Source organism: Longimicrobium sp. (genome assembly GCF_048594345.1).
GTDB lineage: Bacteria > Gemmatimonadota > Gemmatimonadetes > Longimicrobiales > Longimicrobiaceae > Longimicrobium.
Genome location: NZ_JBMDXM010000140.1, coordinates 1 through 24,395, shown reverse-complemented (window position 1 = coordinate 24,395; position 24,395 = coordinate 1). Strand labels below are relative to the sequence as shown.

The 24,395-nt window shown below is 69.3% G+C and carries 20 protein-coding genes; 5 read left to right on the top strand and 15 right to left on the bottom strand.

Annotated features, from left to right (window positions below):
- Positions 1–101 precede the first annotated feature (101 nt).
- On the top strand, positions 102–1,358 hold the full coding sequence (locus ACOJUJ_RS15600) for an amidohydrolase family protein (protein WP_420127819.1): 1,257 nt from the start codon (positions 102–104) through the stop codon (positions 1,356–1,358).
- Between the two features lie 680 nt (positions 1,359–2,038).
- On the opposite strand, the gene ACOJUJ_RS15595 is transcribed toward ACOJUJ_RS15600, so the two are convergent.
- Entirely contained in the window at positions 2,039–2,398 is a 360-nt protein-coding gene (locus tag ACOJUJ_RS15595; protein ID WP_420127818.1) for a hypothetical protein, read from the bottom strand.
- Between the two features lie 576 nt (positions 2,399–2,974).
- Between ACOJUJ_RS15595 and ACOJUJ_RS15590 the strand changes: the two genes are divergently transcribed.
- Complete coding sequence (locus tag ACOJUJ_RS15590; RefSeq protein WP_420127817.1) at positions 2,975–5,644, top strand: BamA/TamA family outer membrane protein; 2,670 nt, start codon at positions 2,975–2,977, stop codon at positions 5,642–5,644.
- A gap of 621 nt (positions 5,645–6,265) precedes the next feature.
- The gene (hrpB, locus tag ACOJUJ_RS15585; protein ID WP_420127816.1) at positions 6,266–8,767 is read left to right on the top strand and encodes an ATP-dependent helicase HrpB; all 2,502 of its coding nucleotides are present in this window, start codon (positions 6,266–6,268) and stop codon (positions 8,765–8,767) included.
- 265 nt (positions 8,768–9,032) lie between these two features.
- Here hrpB and ACOJUJ_RS15580 read toward each other — a convergent pair whose 3' ends face one another.
- From ACOJUJ_RS15580 to ACOJUJ_RS15530, 11 genes are all read right to left on the bottom strand, one after another.
- Positions 9,033–9,917, bottom strand: a complete 885-nt coding sequence (locus tag ACOJUJ_RS15580) for an Fpg/Nei family DNA glycosylase (protein WP_420127815.1) — start codon at positions 9,915–9,917, stop codon at positions 9,033–9,035.
- Positions 9,918–10,083: 166 nt separating this feature from the next.
- On the bottom strand, positions 10,084–11,139 hold the full coding sequence (fbp, locus tag ACOJUJ_RS15575; RefSeq protein ID WP_420127814.1) for a class 1 fructose-bisphosphatase: 1,056 nt from the start codon (positions 11,137–11,139) through the stop codon (positions 10,084–10,086).
- Positions 11,139–11,534 carry a hypothetical protein gene (locus ACOJUJ_RS15570; RefSeq protein ID WP_420127813.1) on the bottom strand — a complete coding sequence of 132 codons (396 nt, stop codon included), beginning with the start codon at positions 11,532–11,534 and terminating at the stop codon, positions 11,139–11,141. Before ACOJUJ_RS15570 ends, fbp begins: the two co-directional genes overlap by 1 nt.
- Complete coding sequence (locus tag ACOJUJ_RS15565; RefSeq protein ID WP_420127812.1) at positions 11,531–13,900, bottom strand: DNA internalization-related competence protein ComEC/Rec2; 2,370 nt, start codon at positions 13,898–13,900, stop codon at positions 11,531–11,533. Before ACOJUJ_RS15565 ends, ACOJUJ_RS15570 begins: the two co-directional genes overlap by 4 nt.
- A 175-nt stretch (positions 13,901–14,075) precedes the next feature.
- Entirely contained in the window at positions 14,076–14,426 is a 351-nt protein-coding gene (locus ACOJUJ_RS15560) for a hypothetical protein (protein ID WP_420127811.1), read from the bottom strand.
- Positions 14,427–14,514: 88 nt separating this feature from the next.
- Entirely contained in the window at positions 14,515–14,835 is a 321-nt protein-coding gene (locus tag ACOJUJ_RS15555; protein ID WP_420127810.1) for a hypothetical protein, read from the bottom strand.
- Between the two features lie 199 nt (positions 14,836–15,034).
- Entirely contained in the window at positions 15,035–15,361 is a 327-nt protein-coding gene (locus ACOJUJ_RS15550) for a hypothetical protein (protein ID WP_420127809.1), read from the bottom strand.
- 611 nt (positions 15,362–15,972) lie between these two features.
- A complete protein-coding gene (locus ACOJUJ_RS15545; protein WP_420127808.1) occupies positions 15,973–16,263 on the bottom strand; it encodes a pinensin family lanthipeptide in 291 nt (96 codons plus the stop codon).
- Positions 16,264–16,718: 455 nt separating this feature from the next.
- Positions 16,719–17,339 carry a hypothetical protein gene (locus ACOJUJ_RS15540; RefSeq protein WP_420127807.1) on the bottom strand — a complete coding sequence of 207 codons (621 nt, stop codon included), beginning with the start codon at positions 17,337–17,339 and terminating at the stop codon, positions 16,719–16,721.
- Positions 17,336–18,703: a tRNA (N6-isopentenyl adenosine(37)-C2)-methylthiotransferase MiaB gene (gene miaB, locus ACOJUJ_RS15535; RefSeq protein ID WP_420127806.1), complete on the bottom strand. Its 1,368-nt coding sequence runs from the start codon at positions 18,701–18,703 to the stop codon at positions 17,336–17,338. Before miaB ends, ACOJUJ_RS15540 begins: the two co-directional genes overlap by 4 nt.
- Before the next feature lie 573 nt (positions 18,704–19,276).
- Positions 19,277–19,582, bottom strand: coding sequence for a GIY-YIG nuclease family protein (locus tag ACOJUJ_RS15530; protein WP_420127805.1), 306 nt, complete (start codon positions 19,580–19,582; stop codon positions 19,277–19,279).
- Between the two features lie 311 nt (positions 19,583–19,893).
- On the opposite strand from ACOJUJ_RS15530, the gene ACOJUJ_RS15525 reads away from it, so the two are divergent.
- On the top strand, positions 19,894–21,612 hold the full coding sequence (locus ACOJUJ_RS15525; protein ID WP_420127804.1) for a methyl-accepting chemotaxis protein: 1,719 nt from the start codon (positions 19,894–19,896) through the stop codon (positions 21,610–21,612).
- Between the two features lie 98 nt (positions 21,613–21,710).
- On the opposite strand, the gene ACOJUJ_RS15520 is transcribed toward ACOJUJ_RS15525, so the two are convergent.
- The 3 genes from ACOJUJ_RS15520 to glyA form a co-directional block, all read right to left on the bottom strand.
- Positions 21,711–22,118, bottom strand: coding sequence for a PIN domain-containing protein (locus ACOJUJ_RS15520; protein WP_420127803.1), 408 nt, complete (start codon positions 22,116–22,118; stop codon positions 21,711–21,713).
- Entirely contained in the window at positions 22,115–22,423 is a 309-nt protein-coding gene (locus ACOJUJ_RS15515) for a DUF6364 family protein (protein WP_420127802.1), read from the bottom strand. Before ACOJUJ_RS15515 ends, ACOJUJ_RS15520 begins: the two co-directional genes overlap by 4 nt.
- 131 nt (positions 22,424–22,554) lie before the next feature.
- Positions 22,555–23,805 carry a serine hydroxymethyltransferase gene (glyA, locus tag ACOJUJ_RS15510; RefSeq protein WP_420127801.1) on the bottom strand — a complete coding sequence of 417 codons (1,251 nt, stop codon included), beginning with the start codon at positions 23,803–23,805 and terminating at the stop codon, positions 22,555–22,557.
- A 208-nt stretch (positions 23,806–24,013) separates the two neighbouring features.
- Here glyA and ACOJUJ_RS15505 point away from each other — a divergent pair, with 208 nt between their 5' ends.
- Positions 24,014–24,304: a hypothetical protein gene (locus ACOJUJ_RS15505; protein ID WP_420127800.1), complete on the top strand. Its 291-nt coding sequence runs from the start codon at positions 24,014–24,016 to the stop codon at positions 24,302–24,304.
- Positions 24,305–24,395: the final 91 nt, after the last annotated feature.

Genomic DNA, 24,395 nt, shown 5'->3' with positions numbered 1-24,395 from the left:
CCGCCCGTGCGATCGGTACCCGCCGCACCCCACGTGCGGATCAGCCGTCCATCCACTATCCTGTCCGCTCTGATTTCGACCTTTGCCCGATCCCGACGTCCATGCGTATCGCCGCCCTGCTCCTCGCGCTCTTTCTGGCCCCCGCGCTGGCCGCGCAGTCCACCGCCGTCGTCCTGCGCCCGGACCGCGTGTTCGACGGCGAGCGGGTGCACCAGGGGTGGGCCGTGCTGGTCCGCGACTCGCTGATCGTCGCGGCCGGGCCCGCCGCCTCGCTGGCCACGCCCGCGGACGCGCGGGTGATCGAGCTTCCCGGCGCCACGCTGATGCCGGGGATGATCGAGGGGCACTCGCACCTGCTGCTGCATCCCTACAACGAAACGTCGTGGGATGACCAGGTGCTCACCGAGTCGCAGGCGGTGCGCGTGGCCCGCGGCACCGCCCACGCGCGCGCCACGCTGATGGCCGGCTTTACCACCGTGCGCGACCTGGGAAGCGAGGGCGCGGGGTACGCGGACGTGGGCCTGAAGCAGGCGATCGACGAGGGGATCATCCCCGGTCCGCGGATGCTGGTTTCCGGCCCGGCCATCGTGGCGACGGGGAGCTACGGGCCGCGTGTGCTGGCCGCGGAGCACCCGGCGCCGCGAGGCGCGCAGGAGGCGGACGGGCCGCAGCTGGCGCGCGTGGTGCGCGAGCAGATCGGCGGGGGCGCGGACTGGGTCAAGCTGTACGCGGACTACCGCTGGGGTCCGGACGAGGCGGCGCATCCCACCTTTACGCTGGACGAGCTGCGGCTGGCCGTGGGGGTGGCCGGCGCCGCGGCCGTGCCCGTGGTGACGCACGCCTCCACGGCCGAGGGGATGCGGCGCTCGGTGATGGCCGGCGTGGTGACCATCGAGCACGGCGACGCGGGCACGGCCGAGGTGTTCCGGCTGATGCGCGAGCGCGGCGTGGCCCTGTGCCCCACGCTGGCGGCCGGCCACGCCGTGTCGCAGTACCGCGGATGGCGCCCGGGCGCGGAGCCGGAGCCGGACCGCGTGGTCGCCAAGCGCGCCAGCTTTCGCGCCGCGCTGGACGCGGGCGTCACCATCTGCTTTGGCAGCGACGTGGGCGTGTTTGCGCACGGCGACAACGCGCGCGAGCTGGAGATGATGGTGGAGTACGGGATGTCGCCGCTGGACGCGCTGCGCTCGGCCACGTCGGTGAACGCGCGCGTGCTGCGGCTGCCGGACCGCGGCCGCGTGGCACCCGGCCTGCTCGCCGACCTGGTCGCCGTCACCGGCGACCCCACGCGCGATGTCTCCGCCACCCGCGCCGTCCGGCTGGTGATGCTCCACGGCCGCCTCGCCCGCCAGGACTGAGGCGGAGGACGCGCGCCGCCGTACTCACGCAACGGGCTGTCCATCCCTTGCCCCCTCTCCGCGCCCGTTTGGTGTGAGCTGATCGGTCATTCCGAAGCCCCTACACCGCGCCGTCCCTTGACGCCGCGGGTGACGCACGAAACGACGGGCCACAAACAGCCGACAGCAGGTTTTGCAGTCGGCGCCAGGGTTTTCGGGACGGGCGGGTTCCATGCGACGCCACCTTCGAAGTGACAGCTTAGGGTTTATCTGGAAAGACCAAAGGCACAGTTCGATGCTGTTCGTCGAGTTCGGTTCCATCCGCAACCAACCTCCCCCAGGTTTTTTTGGGGGAGGTGCGAGCCTACGCGAGCGGAGGGGGCGCGGTCGACGCAGCGTAATCCCTGCCGCAGGGGATCGAATCCAACACGCCGTACGGCGGCATCAAGGCGCTCGCCGTCAGCCCGGAGCTGACGGTGTTCTACGGCCGTTCGGCACCGCGGCTGCGCGACCGCGACTGGATCCATCGTCCCTTTCTTCACCTTCACGGCGACCAGCTGGTGCGGCAAATCTTCGGCGGCGGGTGGGACACGCGCCCTCCGCCGCGCATCCGCTCCGGCGGTGTCCGCAGACGCACGAGAGCCCCGGCGCCGCAGTGGCGCCGGGGCTCTTCGCATGAGAGAAGCGGTGTGGCGTGGTGGTCAGGAGCCCACACGCACCATCATTCGCGCAATACGGCCGGTCGAGGCCAGCCGCGCCGGCTCGCGCTCCGCCTCGACGGCGATGGGGGCCAGCACGCACGGCTCCGCTTCGCTGCCGCAGCCGGCCAGGCCTTCGTTCGCCGCGAAGCTCACCGAGGCAGGCGCGGCTTCCACCACCACGGCTACGGGCTGCAGCGCGCACGGCTGCTCCTCGCTGCCGCAGGTGGAAAGGCCTTCGTTGGCGGCCTGGGCGCTGGCGTGGCGCCCGCCGATCACGGACTCGGCCACCGTATACGTGGTCAGACCCAGCAGAAGGGTCACGAAAGCGAAGCGCACGGAGCGCAGGGTGATGCTGGTCATGGGGTGCCTCTCATGGCGATTGAAAGTGTCCGTCCCGCCCGTCTGGACCCTATGACGTAATTCGCATCCAAAAAGTTTACGCGCGTCGATTAGCCGAGCATTAGGCGGAAGCAGGGTTGTGGCGCCGGAGGGACAATCCAAAGTGAACGCACGGGCGGATGTCTTTGATCGACAATCACTTACGATCGATCGAGCAGATCGGCGCCGGCCGGACCGAAACGCGAAACCATCCTCGGAGCGCACGCGACGATCGTCATCCTCCCGGCACCGGCCCCGCGGTTCCGGGCAGCACAAGGACGCCGCCGCCCGCGATCCACATCCACAGGACCGTTGCGCAGCGCGGTGATTCAACACGATGCGCTTCATCCGTCGCGGGAGAGCATCGTGCAGCCTGGGGTCGCCCTGAAGGCAGACCTCGTCCGAGATCCATTGAACAGGTTCCGTGCACCGGCCAAAGCGCACGCTCGCTCCGCGGCATCATACCTGCACCCCGTGCTACGGCCTGACGAGTCACCGGCCGTCGCGAGCCCAGAGTTTTCCGGGGCTTTCGCGCGGCCGGACTTACCATGTGAGCATATGGCGCGAACCCTTCGTGTTTTCCTGCTGCTCGCCGCCATGGCGGGCGCGCTGGCCCCCGCGGCGCGGGCGCAGGACTCGGTGACGGTGGTGGTGGGGCCGGAGTACCGGGCCGGCGGCGTGCAGCGGTGGCTGTGGGGCCAGAACTGGCGCCACTTGTGGACGCGCACCGTGCGCGTGGAGGTGCTGGACCCCGACACCTTTGCCGGCGGGCTTACGCCCCTGCGCGCGGGCGGCGACTTTGCCTCCAACACGCTGCACATGCTGGGCGCGGACGGCCGGCGCTACGTATTCCGCTCCATCAACAAGAACGTTTCCAAGGGGCTGGGGCCCGAGTTCGAGGGCACGCTGGTGGAGTGGGTGGTGCAGGACCAGGTGAGCGCCTCGCACCCGGGCTCGCCGCGCCTGGCCGCGCCGCTGCTGGAGGCCGCCGGCATTCTGCACGCCGCGCCGCGGATGGTGGTGATGCGGGATCGCGCGTCGCTGGGGCAGTGCCGCGAGCGCTTCGCCAACCTGGTGGGCCACATCGAAGAGCGCGCGGACGAGAACGACCCAGAAGATCCCGCCGACGAGGCCGACACCGACGCGGGCGGCGACGAGCCCGGGCAGACCGGCGGCGAGGAAGAGGCCGCGGAAGCGGACCCGCTGGACGAAAGCTGCGGCGTTCCCACCCGCGAGGGGCAGATGGACGGGCCGGCGTTTGCCGGCGCCGTGAAGGTGAAGGGGACGGAGGAGTTCCTGGACGACCTGGAAGACAGCCCCATCAACCGTCTGAACAGCCGCGAGTACCTGGCGGCGCGGCTGATGGACATCTACATGGGCGACTGGGACCGCCACGAGGACCAGTGGCGGTGGGCGCGCTTTGACCGCGGCGACCTGCGCGTGTGGCGCCCCGTGCCGCGCGACCGCGACAACGCGTTCGTGAACCACGAGGGGCTGCTCCTTGCCATCGGCCGCGCCGCGTTCATCCGCAACGTGCGCTTCGACAGGGAGTTTCCCAGCCTGACGGGGCTGACCGTGCAGGCGGAGCCGCTGGACCGGCGCCTGCTCTCCGACCTGCCGCGCACCGCGTGGGACTCGGTGGTGGTCCAGCTGCGCGCGCGGCTCACCGACGCCGCCATCGAGCGCGCCGTCGGCGCGCTTCCGCCGGAGTACCAGCAGGGGGAGCGCGTGCGGCTGGTGGAGATTCTCCGCGCCCGGCGCGAGGCGCTTCCCGGACAGGCGGAGCTGTTCTACAAGCGCCTCTCGCAGAACGTGGACGTCTACGCGACCGACGTGGACGAGGTGGCCGTCATCGACCGCCACGCGGACGGATCGGTAGAGGTCACGGTCACCGGCGCGGGCGACAACGAGCGCCGCTTCGTCACCTACCAGCGCCGCTTTCTTCCGGAAGAGACGGACGACGTGCGCCTGTACCTGCAGGGCGGCGACGACCGCGCCGTGGTGCGGGGCACCGGCCACGGCGTGGGGATCCGCGTGATCGGCGGCGGGGGGGACGACGTGATGGAAGACTCGTCGCGCTCGTCGGGCGTGGCCTTTTACGACCATCGCGGCGAAAACCGCTTCGTGCGCGGGCCGGTGACGCGCGTGGACCAGCGCGAGTGGGAGGCGCCGGTGGACAGCTCGGCCATCACCGGGCACCGCACCTATCGCGAGTGGGGTTCCAGCAGCTCGCTGTTCCGGCCGTTCGTGGACTGGAAGCGCGGCGCCGGCCCGGTGATCGGCGGCGGGCCGCAGCAAACCAGCTACTCGTTCCGCCGCGCGCCGCACGCGTGGGAGGCGCACGCGCGCGTGGGCTGGGCGCCCACGGAGAACCGCTTCCTGGTTTCCGCCGCGGGCGACCTGCACCCTGAGAACGCGCGCCACTGGTATTCGCTGGATTCGTACGCCAGCAACCTGGAGAACGTGCGCTTCTTCGGCTTTGGCAACAATACGGACAAGGACGTGCCGCGCGAGCTGCGCGACAGCTGGCTGCGGCAGGTGCGCGTAGAGCCCTCGCTGCACTTTCCCGTCGGCCGCCGCGGGACCATCGAACTGGGGCCCGTGCTGCAGTGGACGGACCCCGAGCTGGAGTCCGGCAGCCCGCTGGACGTCGAGCGGCCGATCGGCTTCGACACCTTTGGCCAGCTGGGATTCCGCACCGAGCTGGAGCTGGATGGCCGCGACGTGCCCAGCTTTCCGCGCCGCGGCTGGCGCCTGGAGACGGGCGGATCGGCCTACCCCGCGGTTCTGGACGCGGACGGCGCGTTTGGCGAAGCGCACGTGATGGCGGCCACCTACCTGTCGCTGGGCGCGGGGCCGGTGGTGGCGCTGCGGGCGGGCGGCAAGCGGGTGTGGGGCGACTTTCCCTTCTTCGAATCCGCGTTCCTGGGCGGCGGCAGCACGCTGCGCGGCTACACGGGCCAGCGCTTCGCGGGCGACATGATGGCGTTTGGCGGGGCGGAGCTGCGGATGCCGCTGGTGCGGCTGAACCTGCTGGCGCGCGGCGTCTTTGGGGTGATGGGATTGATGGATGCAGGCCGCGTGTGGTACGACGGCGAGTCGGACGGCGAGCTGCACACCGGCATCGGCGGCGGCGCCTTCTACCACGTCGCCGGCCAGACGGTCACGGTGACGGTCGCGTCCGGCGAGCGGACGAGCCTGAACTTCGGCTTCGGGATGCCGTTCTGAGGCTGAGGTGAGGGTGTAAGGAGTGTGAGAGTGACCAGATAGTCCGGCGCGACCCGCGGGGGCCCTCTCCCCCGCCGACTTCGCCGCTCGTTCCTCGCGGCTCGCGGCGACCCCTCCCCCAACTTCGGGGGAGGGGTTGTTTCGTTTCCTCCAGGCCTGTGCGTGCGAACAACGCCTCACCGGCCCCTCCCTGTTCATCCCTCGCGGAGGGCGATTCGATCCCGCTTCGACACCTTCCGAAGCGCGCCGCGGCTTCCGCAACCACCCCTCCCCCGAAGTTGGGGGAGGGGTCGACCGCCATTGCGAGGAACGAGCAAAAGGCCGGTCGGGGGAGAGGGCCTGTCGGGTCGGAGGGGCTTCGACAGACATCGAACTGGCGTCCTACGGTATGCCCCTCCCCCGGCCCCTCCCCGCTCGTTCCTCGCGGAGAGGGGAGACTTCGATCCCGCTTCGACATCTCCGAAGCGCGCCGCGCCTTCCGCAACCACCCCTCCCCCGAAGTTGGGGGAGGGGTCGACCGCCGTTGCGAGGAACGAGCAAAAGGCCGGTCGGGGGAGAGGGCCCGTCGGGTCGCGCCCTCCCCCAGTCCCGCCACGGCCAGCAGCCTGCTATCTTCCCCGCATGTCCACACTCCCCATCGAGTCCGCACTCCCGGAACTGAAGGCCGCGCTCGCAGGAGACGGAGCGGCCGTGCTGCAGGCGCCGCCGGGCGCGGGCAAAACCACGCGCGTGCCGCTGGCGCTGCTCGACGAGCCGTGGCTGGCGGGGCGCCGCATCGTCATGCTGGAGCCGCGGCGGCTGGCGGCGCGGGCGGCGGCACGGCACATGGCGCGGCTGCGCGGCGAAGAGGTGGGCGGTACGGTGGGCTACCGCGTGCGGATGGAGACTCGCGTGGGTCCCACGACGCGCATCGAGGTCGTGACCGAGGGCGTGCTGACGCGCATGCTGCAGACGGACCCGGCGCTGGACGGCGTAGGCATCGTCATCTTTGACGAGTTCCACGAGCGCAGCCTGCACGCGGACCTGGGCCTTGCCCTCACGCTGGAATCGCGGTCCGTGCTGCGCGAAGACCTGCGCCTGCTGGTGATGAGCGCCACCCTGGACGGCGCCCCCGTCGCCGCGCTGCTGGGGGACGCGCCGATCGTCACCAGCCAGGGGCGCAGCTTTCCCGTGGACGTCCGCTATCAGCCGACGCGGATCGAGGGACGGATGGAGCCGGCCGTGGCGCGCGTCGTTCGCCAGGCGACGGAGTCGTCCGAGGGCGACGTGCTGGTCTTTCTCCCCGGCGCGGGGGAGATCCACCGTGTGGAGGAGATGCTGCGCGACGGCGGCCTTCCGCCGGACGTGCGGGTGATGCCGCTGTACGGCAACCTGCCGCAGCCCGCGCAGGACGAGGCCATCGCCCCCAGCCCGCCCGGCCGCCGCAAGGTCGTGCTCTCCACGTCGATCGCGGAGACCAGCCTGACCATCGAGGGCGTGCGCGTGGTGGTGGACTCGGGGATGATGCGCGTTCCCCGCTTTTCGCCGCGCACGGGAATGACGCGGCTGGAGACGGTGACGGTGTCGCGCGCGTCGTCGGAGCAGCGGTGCGGGCGGGCGGGACGCGTGGCGCCGGGTGTGTGCTGGCGGATGTGGCCGGAGCACGCGCAGGCGGGGCTGGTGCCGCACGGCACGCCGGAGATCCTGGACGCGGACCTGGCGCCGCTGGCGCTGGAACTGGCCGCGTGGGGCGTGGCCGATCCCGCGGAGCTGGCGTGGCTGGATCCCCCGCCCGCCGCCGCGTTCTCGCAGGCGCGCGAGCTGTTGGGCGAGCTGGGCGCGCTGGATGGATCGGGCGCCGTCACCGTGCACGGGCGGCGGATGGCGGAGCTGCCGCTGCATCCGCGGCTGGCGCACATGCTCTTGCGCGGACGGGAGCTGGGGCTTGGTGGGGTGGCGTGCGACCTGGCCGCGCTGCTGGGCGAGCGCGACGTCTTTCGCCGCGGTGACGCGCCGCCCGACGCGGACCTGCGCCTGCGGCTGGAGGCGCTGCGCGACCTCGCCACCAACCGCCGCGTCCGCACGCCGGCGGATGTGGGGGCGCTGCGCCGCGTCCGGGCGGAGTCGCGCGAGTGGCGCCGCCGCCTGAGCATCCGCGGCGGCGACGGCGATCCGTCCGCCACCGGGCTGCTGCTGGCGCTGGCGTACCCGGACCGCATCGGCCAGCGGCGAACGGGCAAGCCGGGGCGCTTTCTGCTGCGCAACGGCCGCGGCGCCGCCCTGGCGGAGTCCGATCCGCTGGCGTCCTCCGCCTGGATTGTCGCGGCGGAGCTGGATGGACAGGGGCGCGAGAGCCGCGTCTACCTGGCCGCGCCCGTGGAGCAGGACGAGATCGAGCGCCACTTCGCGGACCAGATCCAGCGCGAGGAAGCCGTCGCCTGGGACGCGGAGGCAAAGGCGGTGCGCGCGCGGCGACGGGAGCGGCTGGGCGCGCTGGTGCTGCGCGAGGCGATGCTGCCCAACCCCGATCCGGACCTCGTCGCCGCCGCGCTGCTGCGGGCGATCGCCGACCAGGGCGTCGGCGCGCTGGGGTGGAGCAAGGGCGCCGCGCAGCTGCGCGAGCGCATCGCGTTCCTGCATCACCACGATCCGTCGTGGCCGGACGTATCGGATGCGGCGCTGGCGGAGAGCCTGGCGGAGTGGCTGGGCCCGTACGTCTACGGCATGTCGCGGCTGGACGAGGTGCAGCGCATCGACCTGCACGAGATCCTGCTGGGGATGCTGGGGTGGGAGCGGCGGACGGCGGTGGACGAGCTGGCGCCGTCGCACCTGGAGGTGCCCAGCGGCTCGCGCATCCCCATCGACTACGCGGATCCGGACGCGCCGGTGCTGGCGGCGCGGCTGCAGGAGTTGTTCGGAATGACGGCCACGCCGCGCGTCGCGGGCGGGCGCGTGCCGCTCACCATCCACCTGCTCTCCCCCGCGCACCGGCCGGTCCAGGTGACGCGCGACCTCGCCAGCTTCTGGAAGACCGGCTATTTCGAGGTCAAGAAGGACCTCAGGGGCCGCTATCCCAAACACTACTGGCCCGACGACCCGCTCCAGGCCCAGGCCACGAGCCGCGTGCGGCCGCGGCCGGGGTGAGGTGGGGCGGGCCCTGGGGCGGCTAAAGCCGCGGCTGGAAAGGCCATAAGCCCGGTCTTGGCTCCCAGAGCTCGCCAAACCGGGCTTCACCTGGTGCGGGTGAAGGTCCATGAATCGGTGCGAGGCTGGCACATGCGAGGGGTTGAAGCCCCGCCGGGTGAGCTCCGCGAACCCCAGGGCGGGGCTTATGGCATTTCGAGCTGCGGGTTTACCCGCCCCAGGCAGGGCCCGCGGGTTTCTCGCCTGTCCCCGCCTTCATATCCGCCTACTCTACCTCGTCAATCGACCGCGGCCAATCCTCCTTGAGCAGCCGCGACATCGCGCGGTCCGCCAGGCGCCGGCCGCCGGTCTGGCAGCGGGCGCAGTAGTTGGTTTCGTTCTCGGCGTAGACGATGCGCTGCACGGGCGAGCCGCAGACGGGGCACGGCTGCCCGTAGCGCCCGTGCACCGCCATCCCAGGATGGAACGCCTTTACCTTTTCCGGAAACCCGTCCGACGCCTCGTGCCGCAGGCGCTCGGTCCACAGGCGCAGCGTGTCGCGCGTGGCGGCATACAGGCGCGCGTGCTCGTCATCGTCCAGCTTGTCCGTCAGCTTGAGCGGCGAGAGCTTTGCCGCGTGCAGGATCTCGTCCGAGTACGCGTTGCCGATGCCGCTGAACAAGCGCGGATCCGTCAGTGAGCGCTTGACCGTGTGCCGCTCCCTGAGCAGCGCAGCGCGGAACTCGTCCGGCGTGGCATCCATCACCTCCAGCCCGCCGCGGTCGAACGCGCCCAGCGACTCCGCACCACGCAGCAGGTGGATGGACGCACGCCGTTTGCTCCCGGCCTCCGTGAGCCCCAGCGTCCCGTGCTCAAAGTCGAACGCCGCCAGCCCGATCTTGCCCGGCACGTTCGCCCCCGGCTGCAGCCAGCGGAACCGCCCCGCCACCATCAGGTGGATGACGATGAAGCGCTCTTCATCCAGCTCGATGACGATGCGCTTTCCCATCCGCCGCACCCCCGTTACCCGCGCCCCGGCGAACTCCGCCGGGCGCGGCTGCACCGTCCGCAGCACGAACGGGTTGGCCAGGCGAATGCCGGCCAGCACCTGCCCACCGATCCGCCGCTCCAGCGCCTCCAGGTACACCTCGACGTCGGGAAGCTCAGGCATCTCAAGGAGATGAAAGAGAAAGCGCCCGCCCCGGGATGGGAACGGGCGCCAATGCTCATCAAAATCTTTGTCCGCGAAGGCGGACAGCGCGCCGTCGTTGCCGCGATTTCAATCGCTCCAGACGAGCCGTCCGCCCTCACACCCTCACACCCTCACACCCTCACACCTACACCCCCGCCGCCACCGCCTCGATTGAAAGCGGCTCCGGGGCGCCGCGGTTGCCGGCCAGGAACCGCTCGGCCATCTCCACGTACTCCGTGGTGCCGATGTACAGCGGCGTGCGCTGGTGCAGCGAATCGGGCTCGATGTCGTTGATGCGGCGCGTGCCGTCGCTGGCGCAGCCGCCCGCCTGCTCGGCGATCATGGCCAGCGGCGCCGCCTCGTACAGCAGCCGCAGCTTGCCGTTCCTGTTCTTCACGTCGGCCGGGTACATGAAGAAGCCGCCGTACAGCAGGTTGCGGTGGAAGTCCGCCACCAGCGACCCGATGTAGCGCGCGCTGAACGGCTTGGGGATCTGCCCGTCCATCCCCTTGAGGTAATCTACCAGCGCCTGCTGCTCCGGCACCCACTTGCCGTAGTTGCCCTCGTTGACGCTGTAGATGCGCTGCCCCTTTTCGGGGATGCGGATGTTGGGGTGCGAAAGCAGGAACTCGCCGATGGAGGGCTCAAGCGTAAAGCCGTGCACCCCGTTGCCGGTGGTGTACACCAGCATGGTGGACGAGCCGTAGACCACGTAGCCGGCCGCCACCTGCTTGTAGCCGGCCTGCAGGCAGTCTTCGACGCAGCCGCGCGGGTGGTCGCTCACCTTGCGGTGCACGCTGAAGATGGTGCCCACCGACACGTTGGCCTCGATGTTCGACGAGCCGTCCAGCGGGTCAAACAGCACGCAGTACTTGCCCGTGGGAAAGCGGTCGGGGATGGGGATGAAGTCCGCCTCCTCCTCCGACGCCATCCCGCACAGGTGCCCGGTGTGGTCCAGCGCCTTGAAGATCACCTCGTGCGCAAACTCGTCCAGCTTCTTTACGTCCTCGCCCTGGACGTTCACCTCGCCGGTGTAGCCCAGCACGTCCGCCAGCCCCGCGCGGCGCACCTCGCGCGCGATCATCTTGGCCGCGAAGGCGATGTCGTACATGATGTTGGAGAAGGCGCCCGTGGCTTCCGGGAACTGCCGCTCCGCCTCGATGATGTGCCGCTCGATGGTAACGACGGACCGCTGGCTCACTATGGCCTCGGGGATACGGATTTCGGTTTTTGCGCGGCGTACTCGCGCTGCCGTGCGTAAGCGACCTTCTCGAACGGGTTCTCGTAATACCCGTGCCTGAACCACTCCGCGCAGTACTTGAGCGCGAACAGCGGATCGTCCTTCCACTGCTCCACGTGCACCAGCTCGTGCACGATCAGGTCGTCCGTCACCGGACAATCGGCGTTCCACAGGATGGTGCGCCCCAGCGTGACCGCGCCCGCCGGCCGCCGGCTTCCGCCGATGAAGAACCCGCCGATGGCCGGGATCAGCCGGTTGCGGCGGATCACCACGCCGGGCGGCACCGGGTGCGGCAGCTCCCAATCCGGCACCCGCGGCCCCAGCACCCTGTCGGCCAGCGTCGATAGCAGGCTCACGGCTCCACCCTTCGCCACTCGGTTCCCCCCGGCTCTACCGCAATGCGCACCGTGCCGTCGCGGTCCGTGCGCGCCACGTCGATCCCCCGGACTTCCAGCCGTGCCAGCACCTCGGCGTGCGGGTGCCCGTAGTCGTTGCGCGCGCCGGCGGAGACCACCACGAGCTCTGGATCGACCGTGTCCAGGAACGGGCCCGAGGATGCGGTGCGGCTGCCGTGGTGCCCCGCCTTGAGCACGTCGGCGCGCAGCGAGTCGCCGTAGCGGGCGATCAGCCGCTCCTCCACCAGCAGCGAGGCGTCCCCCGTGAACAGCGCGGAAAAGGCGCCGTAGCGCACGCGGACCACCGCGCTAATGTCGTTCGGATCGTCGGGGGCGTCAAGAGCGTCCACGGTGGGCCACATGAACAGCAGTTCCACCCCGTCGACCTGCAATCTACGGTCCTGACGCGCCGCGTTCCAGTCGATTCCCCGCTCCTCTGCTACCCGCAGCGTCCGCAGATACACGGGCGACCCCATCGGCATCCCGGGGTCGATCACCCGCCCGACAGGCATGCCCTGCATTACCGCCCCCGCCCCGCCGATGTGGTCCGCGTGCGGATGCGTGAGCACCAGCGCCTCGATCCGTCTGGCCCCGCGGGCGCGCAGAAAGGGGAGCACGCGCCGCTCCCCCGCGTCCCACCCGTCGGCGCGCTCGCCCGCATCGATGAGCACCCACCGGCCGGCGGGCGTGCGCAGCGCGATTGCGTCCCCCTGCCCCACGTCGATGAAGTCGATCTCCAGCCCGCCGCCCGCCGCCGCGCCCGCCATCGGCAGCAGCAGGAACGCCCCCGCGGCCGACATCCCCGCCACCGCCCAGCGCACCCGGTCGCGCATCCGCCCCGCGGCGTCCAGCGCCAGGAGAAACACGAGCGCCGCGGCCGCCCACGCCCACCATTGCGGCCGCGCCACCGCCGCGTGCCCGCCGGGCACCTGGATGGCCACGTCGACCACGCCGTTCAGCAGGTCCCGCGCGAGACCCGCGCCGTCCGCCAGCAGGTGCGCCAGCGGCGGCAGCACCGGCTCCGTCGCCGCCGCCGCGCCTATGCCGATCAGCGCCAGGCTGGTCAGCGGGATGGCGGGGAGGTTGGCGAGGATCGAAACCGGCGCCACCTGCCCAAAGTGGTGCGCCACGATTGGCGCCGTCGTCACGAACGCGGCTACGCTTACGACGAGCGATTCCGTCAGCCAGCGCGCCGCCGGGTTGCGGACCATCGCCGGCGGCACGCGCCGCATCATGGCGCCGCTGACCAGGATAATCCCCAGCACGCCCGCGAACGACAGCTGGAAGCCGATGTCCAGCACCGCCATCGGCTGCAGGGCAAGGATCGCCAGCGCCGCCGCCGCGACGATCGGCAGGCTGGCGGAGGGGCGCTGCAGCACCACGGCCAGCAGCGTCAGCGTGAGCATGATCCCCGAGCGCACGGCCGACGGCGGCGCGCCGATCACGGCCAGGTACAGGGTGATAAGGACGATGGTGAGCCCGGCGACCCGCGTGCGCGACAACCGCAGCATCCGCCCGATCAGCACGAACACCGCGCCCATCAGCGCCACGTGCGTTCCGCTGATGGCCAGCAGGTGCACCAGCCCCGTTTTGGCGAAGCGGTCGCTCAGCTCGCGGTCCAGCGTCTCGCGGCGGCCCAGGAGCAGCGCGTCCGCCAGTGGCCCGTGCCGCCCCATCAGCCGGTGCAGCTGCCGCTCCGTGCGGCCGCGCGTGGCCAGCAGCGGGTGTGCACCGTATGACGGCGGCGCGGCGACGGCCATGGAATCCACCGACACGTAGCCGGTAAACCCCGGGTCGCGCGGCCAGCCGCTCCCCAGCACCGGCCGCGGCAGCGTGGTCCATCGCCCCCGCACCACCAGTTCCGCCCCCGCGAGCGCGGCCTCGGACTCGCGCGGCAGGCGAACGCGCACGCCGCCGCCACAGCCGGGGATCGGCTTTCCTTCCCACTCGACGGAAACCGCGGCGAGGGGGAGCAGCGGGCGCCGCGCCTTGCGGTCTGCGGGCGGGTTCCAGTTGGCCCCGAGCGCTCCGCGGACGGTGAGCTCCGTCCCGTCCGCGAAATGCGCGCGGCAGTCCCCTTCGGCGCGGTCGAGGGCTCCGGCGCCGTGCCCCGCACCCGCCAGCGCCATGGCCGCCAGCAGCAGCAGGCGGACGGAATCGGCGCGGATCTGCTGGCCGATCCACCTCCGGTGCAGCCAGGGTGAAAGCAGAAGCGGCACCGCCGCGAGGGCAGTGCCGCCTGTGACCCAATCCACGCGCAATCCGAACAGCAGCCCCACAACGAACGCCAGAAAGGCCGATACGAGCGGGAGTGCCAGTTGCGTCACGCGTCCATGGTTCGGGTGGACGGAGGTGTGGGTGGATGCATTCTAACGCGTCCGCCGCACGGGTGTGTAACCCTGATCCGCCACCAGGAGCACGCAGTCGCTCGATGTGATGCAGCGACAAGCGGTTGCGCCACCGCGCCGTTCCCGAATCCCGGCGCGGTCGCACACGTCAGGCTCAGCAGAGAAGGCCCAGCACGCCGTTTACGCAGGTATAATCGCAGTACGAGAACTGGCAGCTCTCACAGCTGATGTTGCAGGTGTCGCCGCACGTGCCGTTGCACGTGGCATCGCACGAGTCTCCGCAGGTGCCGTTGCACGATGCGCCACACGACGCACAGGTGCCGTTGCACGACGCGTTGCAGGTACCGTCGCACGTGTTGTAGTTCGCGCAGGTGGGGCAGCCCGGGCAGGTGCACTGCGTGTAGCACGTGCACTGCTCGCCAAACACCGTCCCCCTGGCCTTCTGCGGCGCGGTTGTGTCGAAGGTGTCTACCCGCAGGTCGTCCAGCTGCAGCTTGAGCTTCATCGAGGGCTCCCTGGTTGAAAAGTGGATCAGTACGGCTGGCGATGCGAGGCGGCCCGGCGCCGTCAGCCGGCGCCGCGCCCCGATCCGCTCAGCAAATCAGGCAGATGTCTCTCTCATCGCGCACCGCGCTAAAGCAGCTTTCGCAGCTTGCCCCGCACGTGGCGTCGCAACTGTAGCCGCAGCTGTCCCCACACGTGCCGTTGCATGATGCGGCGCACGAGACACAGGTGCCGTTGCAGCTGGCGTGGCACGTGCCGTTGCAGCTGGCATCGCAGGTGGGGCAGCCCGGGCAGGTGCACTGCGTGTAGCACGTGCACTGCTCCCCGAACACCGTCCCCTTGGCCTTCGGCGGAGAAGTGGTCTGAAAGGTATCCACCGTCAGGTCATCCAGCTTCAGCTTGAGCTTCATGGGTGCCTCCCTGAGGGTTCAGCGGTACAGGGTCGATGGCGGCTCAGGCGGTAGAGCCATGGTCCGTTGCTCCAGTACGCGTTGTTGTTGCAGGTGCGGCCCACGCAGGTAGTACCATTCATCGTAAAGCAATGGATGTCACACGGTGACCCAGCGCGCACAGCGCCCCTGGCTGGCCAGGGGCGCTGTGCGCGAGCAGCTACCACACCTCGCAGTCGTAGCGGCACAGTTGCCTGGGACCCTGCGCCGTGGGACACGTCTGGCCGTTGCACGACACCTCATACGTGCAATTGCAGCTGTAGTCGCAGGTGCCTCCGCACGATGCGGCGCACGAGACACAGGTGCCGTTGCAGCTGGCGTCGCAGGTACCGTTACAGCTGGCATCGCAGGTGGGGCAGCCGGGACACGTGCACTGCGTGTAGCACGTGCACTGCTCGCCGAACACCGTCCCCTTTGCCTTCTGCGGCGCGGTGGTGTCGAAGCTGTCGATCCGCAGGTCTTCCAGCTGCAGCCTGAGCTTTTTCATCTGCCTCTCCTGGTTGGGCGGTGACGTGCCGCCGATGACGAAGCCAAACGAGATTCATGCGGTGCTTTGAGCCTCCGTGTCGTGGCGCCGCCTGAAGTGGCTTCAACCACCAAGAAGCACCCTTTCCCGACATAAAGCAAGAGTCGCATGCAAGCGGCCGGATCAGGGCCTTGGATAGGCCGAAGCGACACCGCCGCGAGCCGAACCCATCCAGCGCGTTCATTATTCTGCGTCCGCTTCGGCTGTTTGTTCTAGATAGACAAGCTGCTGCCTTGCGGTTGCTCGTGCACTACAATCAGAACGGCACCGCGGCGGAACGGTGCCGTTCTCTCATTCGTCCCTCTACCAGCGTGCCCTCACGCCGCGTCGGACACTGTCATCCTCCCCCAAACCCGTCGGGGACGCGGTTACCGGGTGCGTCGTCGGAGTGCGGCCCGGCAGATGAACGACGGGGCAAAGCAGATGCAGCCGCGGGGTTGTCCTTCACGGTGCCGCGCGGGTCTTGAGATGGGTAATGGCGTCGATCAGCGCCGCCGCGACCAGAAAAAGCTGCCGCCCCCCGGGCAAGGACCCAGGGGGCGGCAGAGGACACGTGCGTTCGCGGTGCCTGATCAGCAGGTCTGGCCGCAGCAGGTGCCCATCGGGTCCGGCGACGTGTACTCGCAGCTGATCTCGCGCGTGGGGCAGGTGCACGTGCCGCCGCAGCTGGCACCGGTGCAGCCACGACACGTGTTGTCGTTGCAGTTCGTGTAGCCACAGCTGCCGCCGCAGCTCACCAGGTCCGACTCGGTGCACTCGAACGGTTCCGTCCACTCGTGAGCCTTCACGGTGCCGCGGCCGGCCGGCTCGGCATTGATCTCGAACGACTCCACCGACAGCTGGTCCAGGTTCAGCTTACGCATGGGTATGCCTCCAGCAAGAAAATGGCGCGCGGCCAACCGGCTCGCGCAGCCCCGCACTCACGGGGCTAATACAATATCAGACTTAGATTGACGACAGATCAAGTGTTCACCCGAATCAATACGCAATCGGTTTGAGTGTATAGATCCCATATAAATTGCCAATTTTGCATTTTCTCTTCCCTCACAATCCTTGAAAGTCGGAAAATACGCGCTTACATACGGTGTGAAGAGATGGATTTAGAAAATAGAAAGTGCCGTGTCCCGGACGGAGAACGCGGCGCTCGAATCGCGACACTTCAGACCACCTGGCCTGGGTTCCCGTCGCGACGCGGGCAGACGATGGTACGCGTAGCGCCCGCGACGCACGCCGCATCCGTGGAAGAAAGAAAGCCGCCGTGCCCGGAGAGGGCGCGGCGGCGAAGAAAGAAGAGTGGTTCAGGCCCACCCGCATCCGCTCAGGTGGCCGGATCCTCGTCCAGGCGGGGATACGAGAGCCGGCGCTCGTCCTCGCGCGGGTATGAGACGGTCCGGTCATCCTCCCTGGGATATGCGATCGTCCGCTCGTCGTCGCGGGCGTACGAGACGGGGCGCTGATCCTCTACAGGATGCGCGGCTGCCGGTTCATCGTCGCGGACGTACGGGCGCTCATCCTGGCCGGAAAACACGGCCGTCCGCTCGTCACCGACGGGATACGTGGACGTCGGCTCGTCCGCCCGCGGGTGCGAGACGGCCGCTTCGTCCGTGCGCGCAAAGGTGGCGGGCGGCGTATCGTCGCGCGTGGGGACCGGCTCGCGCGCCACACCCCAGGCGCTGGCGGCGCGCGCGGGCGGCGCCTCCGGCTGCAGCAGGCCGTGGCTGCGGAGCAGTTCGCGCACGCGGCGGTCGTGGCGCAGGCTCAGCATCAGCATCGCCCCCATCCCCGCCAGGAACACCAGCAGAAGGACGACGGCCAGGGGCGCGCGGTAAAAGGTGACCACGCCTACGTCGATCGCCACCCGCTCGCCGCGGTTGAGCCACGCGAGCGCCGCCGCGAACACGGCGGCCGCGGCGGCGGGAAGCCAGCGCGGGGCCGTCACGCAGCCGCCATCGCGTGGAACAGCTCGCCCTGAAAGGTGGCGCCGGAGGTAGACTCCAGCCGCACCTCGGCAAAGCTGCCGATCAGCTCTACCGGGCCCTCGAAGGTCACCACCTTGTTGCTTTCGGTGCGCCCCTGCAGCCCGCCGCGGCGGCCCTCCTTCTCCACCAGCACCTCCTCGATGCGCCCCACCTCAGCCGCGTACAGCTCCGCCTGGATGGCGCGGTGCGTGGCGATCAGCCGCTCCAGCCGCGCCTGGCCGATCTCGTCCGGGACGAACTGGTCGCGCGGCATGCGGGTGGCGGGGGTGCCCTCGCGTTCGCTGTACTTGTACAGGAACGCGTCGTCGTAGCGCACGGAGCGCATCAGCTCCAGCGTGGCCTCGTACTCCTCGTCCGTCTCGCCGGGAAAGGCCACGATCACGTCGGTGGAAAGCGCGATGTTCGGCATGGCCTCGCGCACCCACTCGATCTTCTCCAGGTACTCCTCGACCGTGTACCGGCGCAGCATGCGCTTGAGCGTGCGATTGTGGCCGCTCTGCACGGGCAGGTGCAGCTGCTTGCACACCGCCGGCTCCGTGGCCATCACCTCTACCAGCTCGCGGGTAAAGCCGTTGGGATGCGGAGATGTAAAGCGCACGCGGCGGATGCCGTCCACCCGCGCCACCTCGCGCAGCAGCCGGGGAAAGCTCCAGCCGTCGTGCTCCCACGAGTTCACCGTCTGCCCCAGCAGCGTCACCTCAGGCACACCGTCCTGCGCCAGCGCCCGCACCTCGTCCAGGATGGCGACGGGATCGCGGTTCTTCTCGTCGCCCCGCACGTAGGGGACGATGCAGTAGGTGCAGCGGTAGTTGCAGCCGCGCTGGATGGGCACCCACGCGCTCACCGCCGAGATGCGCTTGGGCGCCACGCCCTCGTAGTTCTCGTGCGGGTCAAAGCCCAGCACGGTAAGGCCGCGCGGCTGCTGCGGCGCGTGCGTGCCAAACGCCAGCGGCAGCGCCGGACGCGGTGTGCGCTTGGCGCCCACCTCGGCCAGCTTGTCCGGGAGCTGGCGGTAGGCGTCGGGGCCCATCACCAGGTCCACGCCGCCGGCGCGGCCCAGCAGGTTTTCGCCCATGCGCTGTGCCATGCAGCCGGTCACGCCGATCAGCGCGCCCTCGCGGCGGTACTGCTGCAGCTGGCCCACGCGGCCGATCACGCGCTGCTCCGCGTGGTCGCGAATGGCGCACGTGTTCACCAGGATGACGTCGGCGTCGTCGGGCTTGTCGGTGGCGACGAACCCCTGCTCCGCCAGGATGCCGGCCATCAGCTCGCTGTCGCTGATGTTCATCTGGCAGCCGTAGGTTTCGATGTAAGCTCGCTTCATGGCAGGCACTGCGTTTGTCCGGTCGGGGGCAAGACCGGACGCATACACCGCAGCCGCCCGCCGGTTCGCGCGAGAGAAGCACAGTGCATTAATGCTGTCGCTCACCACGATTGCGAGCTCAGTCATCCTGAGGGAGGCGCCACGCTGAATACTGCTTGTACGACATAGTTTGGCGCCGACCGAAGGACCTTGCCAGCGGCGCCGATAGGCTGGATCTCTGCCCATGAGCATGCTTCACGATGGCAGAGAGAAGGTCCTTCGGCCGGCGCTAGGCGGTGCACACGATGAGTTCGTGCGCTGCTCGCTGGGTTGCTAACCCGCACGCCCGAACCAGTCATCCTGAGGGAGGCACCGCGTCGCATCCTGCTTGTACATCACATCTTGGTGCCGACCGAGGGACCTTGCCAAAAGAACCGAGGGGCTGGATCTCTGCCCAAGAGCGTGCTTCACAATGGCGGAACGAAGGTCCTTCGGTCGCGCGCAAAGGATTGCCTGAATGCAGGTTACTGGTGGCGCTCCCTCAGGATGACTGGCTTCTGATTTTAACCGGGAAGCTTAGCAACCCCTCTCAGCTCAGCAAGCGCGGGTAGCCATGTGCGGCAGCCCCACGCGATCCGACAGATCCTCCCATTCCGGGTTCATCGATTCGATCAATGCGAGCTTTCGTTGCCGGAGCCATCCTTTCAACTGTTTTTCTCGCACGATCGCCGCCTCCGCACTGTCGGCGAGTTCGAAGTAGACCAGCCGGTTAACCCTGTAACGCGACGTGAAGCCCGTTACGGCGCCAGTCTTGTGCTGGTAGACGCGTCTGCGCAAGTCATTCGTCATGCCCACGTACAGCGTGCGTCTGACACTTGCGAGAATGTAGACGTAGTACATGGAATCGACCGCGGGACGTGGGCTCGACGACAGCTTTCAAGCCGCAGGAAAGAAGGTCCTTCGGTCGCCGCCAGAGCTTGGTGATCAAGACTGGTTACCTGCGGCGCCTCCCTCAGGATGACTGATCTAAGCACGATGGTGTGCAGAGTGAACGTGCATCAAGGAACGCTGCCAGCCTACCTCTGCCATCTTCATCCACTTCCCGCTCCGCGGGTGCTGCGTTACATTTCGCGACCTGAAATCGCGCCGCGTCGCTCGGCGTGTTTCGGACCTCACGAGCAGTTCTCTCTGGTTCGGCCCGCAATCCATCGATGAAAAACCTCTCCGTTGCCACGCGGCTGCTGGTGTTCGGCGCGCTCGGCATCTTCCTGGTGCTATGCGTCGGTATCGCCGGAATGCTGGGGCTGCGCCGCACCGGCGACGCGCTGGCGGACGTGACGCGCACCACCTCCGAGATCCGGCTGCAGGGCGACGTGGACATGATGCACGACGCCATCCGTGCCGACGTGTACCGCGCTGTGGCCAGCCCCGCCTCGGCCGGCGCCGCCCGCGCCTCGTTCGACGCGGATGTGGCGCGGATGCGCACGGCGCTGCAGGCGCTGGAGCAGGGGAAGGGCGAGACGGCGCAAGCCGTGGAGGGCGCGCGCGGCAGCCTTGACGCGTACGTGGACGCCGGCGCGGCGCTCATCGACCTGGCGCCGCGCGACCGCGACGCCGCCGTGCGCGGAATGACGACGTTCGAGGCGAGCTTCGAGCGGCTGGCGACCGACCTGGGCGTGCTCACCGACCGCATCGAGGCGCAGGCCGCCGCGGCGCAGACCGGCGGCCGCGTCGCCGCCCGCAACGCGCTGCTGGCCATGATCCTCACCACGGCGGTCGCGTTTGCCGTGCTGCTGGCGGTGGCGCTGGCCATCACCCGTATGATCGTGGTGCCGTTGCGCGAGGCGGTGGACGTGAACCGGCGCCTGGCCGACGGCGACCTGACGGCGCAGGCCGTCGCCCGCGGCGGCGACGAGGTGGGCGCCATGATCCAGTCGCTCAACGAGATGGCCGCCCGCATGCGCACCGCCATCGGCCGCATTACCCAGCTCAGCGGCTCACTGGCCGAAAGCAGCACCGAGATCAGCGCGGGCGCGGCCGAGACGGCGGAACTGGTGGGGCAGCTGGGCGCCGTGATCGACCAGATTACCGCCGGCGCGCAGGACCAGGCGCAGGCGGCGCAGAACACGGCGGAGGTGATGGAGGAGATGACGACGGCGATCGAGCACGTGACGGGCGACGCCCGGGCGCTGGCGGCGTCGGCGGACGACAGCGTGGCGGCCGCGCAGGCCAGCAGTGCCACCATCCAGCGGGCGATGGGCAGCCTGGACGAGATTCGCGCCTCGGTGCTGCAGGCCGACGCCCGCGTACGGCAGCTGGACGCCCGCTCGGCCGAGGTGGAGCAGATCGTGGCGCGCGTGAACGACATCGCCGAGCAGACCAACCTGCTGGCGCTGAACGCCGCCATCGAGGCGGCGCGCGCGGGCGAGCACGGGCGCGGCTTTGCCGTGGTGGCCGAGGAGGTGCGCAAGCTGGCGGACCTTTCCGCACGCTCCACCGGCGAGATCGCCGTGCTGGTGAACGGCATTCGCGAGGGCACCGCCGGCGTCGCCGCCGCCATGCAGGCGGGCACGGCCAGCGCCGAAGCGGGCACGGGGATGGCGCGCGAGGCGGCCGGCGCGCTGGACGACATCCTGGGCGCGCTTTCCGGCACCAACCACCAGGCACAGCGCATCGCCGAGAGCGCCGACGGCATGACGGCGCAGCTCGGCCGCCTGTCGCTGCTGGTGGAGTCCGTGGCCGGCGTGGCGGAGGAGAGCGCCGCCGCGGCCGAGGAGATGGCCGCGCAGAGCACCGAGGTGCTGGCCTCCGTGCAGCGCATCGCGGCCGTCTCCGACAGCGGCGAAGGGACTGCGACGGGCTCGTCCGTCCACTCGCTGTCGCGCATGGCCCAGCAGCTTCGCCTCGCCGTCGCGGACTTCCGCGCGTAGGGGTGCGTGAGTGTGATCGGCTGACGCCTGATCAAGAATGACGAAGGGCCCCGCAAGCGCGGGGCCCTTCGTCGTCCGTCATGTAGTAGCCGCACCGCTCACAGGAGCCTCAGGACATGTGAGGGAGCATGTGCAGGCACAGGTGAGTCACGAAAGTCGTCCAGATTGCGCGTAACGAGGTAGTCTGCGCCAACCTTGTCAGCACAGACGGCCTGGACTGCGTCTTCGAAATCCCTCCATCCCAACGCGAGCGCCCGGACAAAGTCCTTCCGCTGTACAGGCACGACCTCCAGTACCTCCAGCAGATTGGATACGGCCGAGACGGCCGCCGCGGCACCCTCCGAACGGCGGAGAATGTAATAGATCGTCGTGATCGTATGGCCAGCCACGTAGCCTGTGGCGCGTTTCTTTTCGATCGCGGCAAAAAGGGCCGCCGCAGGCTTCACGAACCCAGGGCGCCGCTGCAGAAAATCCAGAAGAATGTTGGCATCGAGCAGTACAGTCATTGACCATACTTTCGCCACAGATACTCCTTGTAATCCTCCTCGCCGGAACTGCCCGATGCAATCCCGAGAAGACTGCGCGTGATGGGGGGAAGATCCTTCTCCCAATCATCGTTCAGATCGGAAGGGTGGTCGCCAGAGACCGAAGAATGGGTCGCATCCGGCGCATGCACCCCGATATCGGCCGGCAGCGTGGAGATCAATTCACCGATAGTCTCAGCGATGTCCGTTCCGTTCTGCTCGCTGTACTGACGAACACGGTCGATCAGCACGGGATCCAGCTCGATGCTCAGCGTTTCCTTTGCCATTCTCGCTCCTCCTGCGCAGGCGTAACTGAACAATGCGAACATCGACCGGCTTCGTCAACTGGCGTTAACGAAAACGGCCCCGCTCGATGCGGGGCCGTTCGTCTTTGCTGCTTATTCCCTATTCCTGCCCCTTACGCCCGCGCCCACTCGCCGTACAGCGGGAAGCGGCCGCACAGCTCGCGCACCTCTCCGGCAACCTGCTTCGCGACGCCCTCGTCGGCCGGGGCGGCGATGACGCGGTCGATGAAGGCGGCGATCTCGCGCATCTCCGCCTCGCCAAGACCGCGGGTGGTGAGCGCGGGGGTGCCGATGCGCACGCCGGAGGTCACGAACGGGCTCTCCGTCTCGCCCGGGACCGTGTTCTTGTTCACCGTAATGCCGGCGTGCTCCAGCGCCTTCTCGGCCACCTTGCCCGTGACACCCTTGTTGCGCAGGTCCACCAGCATCAGGTGGTTGTCGGTGCCGCCGGAAACCAGGTTGAAGCCGCGCTCCATCAGCCCCTCGGCCAGCGCGCGGGCATTGGCGATCACGCGGCCGCTGTAATCGCCGAACTCCGGCCGCAGCGCCTCGCTGAACGCCACCGCCTTGGCCGCGATTACGTGCATCAGCGGCCCGCCCTGGATGCCGGGGAAGATCTGCTTGTCGATGGCCTTGGCGTGCTCCTCCGTCGACAGGATCAGCCCGCCGCGGGGGCCGCGCAGCGTCTTGTGCGTGGTCGACGTCACCACGTCCGCGAACGGCACCGGGTTGGGATGGTGCCCGGTGGCTACCAGGCCGGCGATGTGCGCCATGTCCACCACCAGCCGCGCGCCGCACTCCTTGGCGATCTCGCCGAACACCTCGAAGTCGATCTGCCGGGGGTACGCGCTGGCCCCAGCCACGATCACCTTGGGGCGCACCTGCATGGCCTGGTCGCGCAGCGCCGCGTAGTCGATGCGGTGGTCGTCCGGGCGCACGCCGTACGCAACCACGTTGTACAGCCGGCCGCTGAAGTTCACCGGCGAGCCGTGCGTAAGGTGGCCACCCTCGGACAGGTTCATCCCCAGCAGCGTGTCGCCCGGTTCCATCAGCGCAAAGTAGACGGCCATGTTGGCCTGCGCGCCGCTGTGCGGCTGCACGTTGGCGTGGTCGGCGCCAAACAGGCGCAGCAGCCGCTCCTGCGCCAGCTTTTCCACCTCGTCCACCACCTCGCAGCCGCCGTAGTAGCGCTTGCCGGGGTAGCCTTCGGCGTACTTGTTGGTGAGCACGGAGCCCATCGCCTGCAGCACCGCCTGCGAAACGAAGTTCTCCGAGGCGATCATCTCCAGCTGGTTCTCCTGCCGGTCGGCCTCGGCGACCAGCAGGCGGTGGATGTCGGAGTCGGTCTGCGTGAGGGCGTCCATACGGTTCAGTCCGGCGGCTCGGGCGTCGTGCTCTGTCGGGAGCCCCGAAACTACCCCGCCGCCCCGCCGGTGTCGAGTGCGGGCGATGCGGCCGTGACCCAGAGGCAGCGTCGATCGTCCTGAAGGCTCAGCACTTGCGGAACGGACGGCAAACGCCTGCGGGCGGCCGTCCGTACCCGCGGTCAACGTTCGACGTGGAGACTTTCTCATGAAGCACTTTCCCCGACTGGCCACCGGCGCGGTGGCCGTGATGCTGGCGACCACCGCATGCTCGGGCAACTCGCGCAACCCCATCAGCTACCCGGGTGGTCCGCGGTCCACCGTCATCGACCGCAACGGTGACGGGTACGACGACCGCACGGGCGCGCGCATCGAGCCCAACAAGAACAAGGGCAAACGCGACGAAGTCCGCTGCAACGCCGGCCGCGGCAACGGAAACGGCAATGGACGCTGCCGCAACGGCAATGGCAACCGTGGTCGCGGACGCGACGGCGAGTAGCCGGCGTTTTCGGGCGATGGAAGAGGGGGGGGGGGGGGGGGGGGGCCGCGCCCGCCCCCCCGCGCCAGGGAAGACATACACCGACACAACA

Excerpts from the sequence above, each read along its gene's own strand:
- ACOJUJ_RS15505 (WP_420127800.1), top strand. The coding sequence starts at position 24,014 with ATGAAGCACTTTCCCCGACTGGCCACCGGCGCGGTGGCCGTGATGCTG.
- ACOJUJ_RS15590 (WP_420127817.1), top strand. The coding sequence starts at position 2,975 with ATGGCGCGAACCCTTCGTGTTTTCCTGCTGCTCGCCGCCATGGCGGGC.
- ACOJUJ_RS15555 (WP_420127810.1), bottom strand. The coding sequence starts at position 14,835 with ATGAAGCTCAAGCTGAAGCTGGATGACCTGACGGTGGATACCTTTCAG.
- ACOJUJ_RS15595 (WP_420127818.1), bottom strand. The coding sequence starts at position 2,398 with ATGACCAGCATCACCCTGCGCTCCGTGCGCTTCGCTTTCGTGACCCTT.
- ACOJUJ_RS15515 (WP_420127802.1), bottom strand. The coding sequence starts at position 22,423 with ATGGCAAAGGAAACGCTGAGCATCGAGCTGGATCCCGTGCTGATCGAC.
- glyA (WP_420127801.1), bottom strand. The coding sequence starts at position 23,805 with ATGGACGCCCTCACGCAGACCGACTCCGACATCCACCGCCTGCTGGTC.
- ACOJUJ_RS15525 (WP_420127804.1), top strand. The coding sequence starts at position 19,894 with ATGAAAAACCTCTCCGTTGCCACGCGGCTGCTGGTGTTCGGCGCGCTC.
- ACOJUJ_RS15600 (WP_420127819.1), top strand. The coding sequence starts at position 102 with ATGCGTATCGCCGCCCTGCTCCTCGCGCTCTTTCTGGCCCCCGCGCTG.
- ACOJUJ_RS15530 (WP_420127805.1), bottom strand. The coding sequence starts at position 19,582 with ATGTACTACGTCTACATTCTCGCAAGTGTCAGACGCACGCTGTACGTG.
- ACOJUJ_RS15550 (WP_420127809.1), bottom strand. The coding sequence starts at position 15,361 with ATGAAAAAGCTCAGGCTGCAGCTGGAAGACCTGCGGATCGACAGCTTC.
- ACOJUJ_RS15520 (WP_420127803.1), bottom strand. The coding sequence starts at position 22,118 with ATGACTGTACTGCTCGATGCCAACATTCTTCTGGATTTTCTGCAGCGG.
- ACOJUJ_RS15545 (WP_420127808.1), bottom strand. The coding sequence starts at position 16,263 with ATGCGTAAGCTGAACCTGGACCAGCTGTCGGTGGAGTCGTTCGAGATC.
- hrpB (WP_420127816.1), top strand. The coding sequence starts at position 6,266 with ATGTCCACACTCCCCATCGAGTCCGCACTCCCGGAACTGAAGGCCGCG.
- miaB (WP_420127806.1), bottom strand. The coding sequence starts at position 18,703 with ATGAAGCGAGCTTACATCGAAACCTACGGCTGCCAGATGAACATCAGC.
- ACOJUJ_RS15580 (WP_420127815.1), bottom strand. The coding sequence starts at position 9,917 with ATGCCTGAGCTTCCCGACGTCGAGGTGTACCTGGAGGCGCTGGAGCGG.
- ACOJUJ_RS15560 (WP_420127811.1), bottom strand. The coding sequence starts at position 14,426 with ATGAAGCTCAAGCTGCAGCTGGACGACCTGCGGGTAGACACCTTCGAC.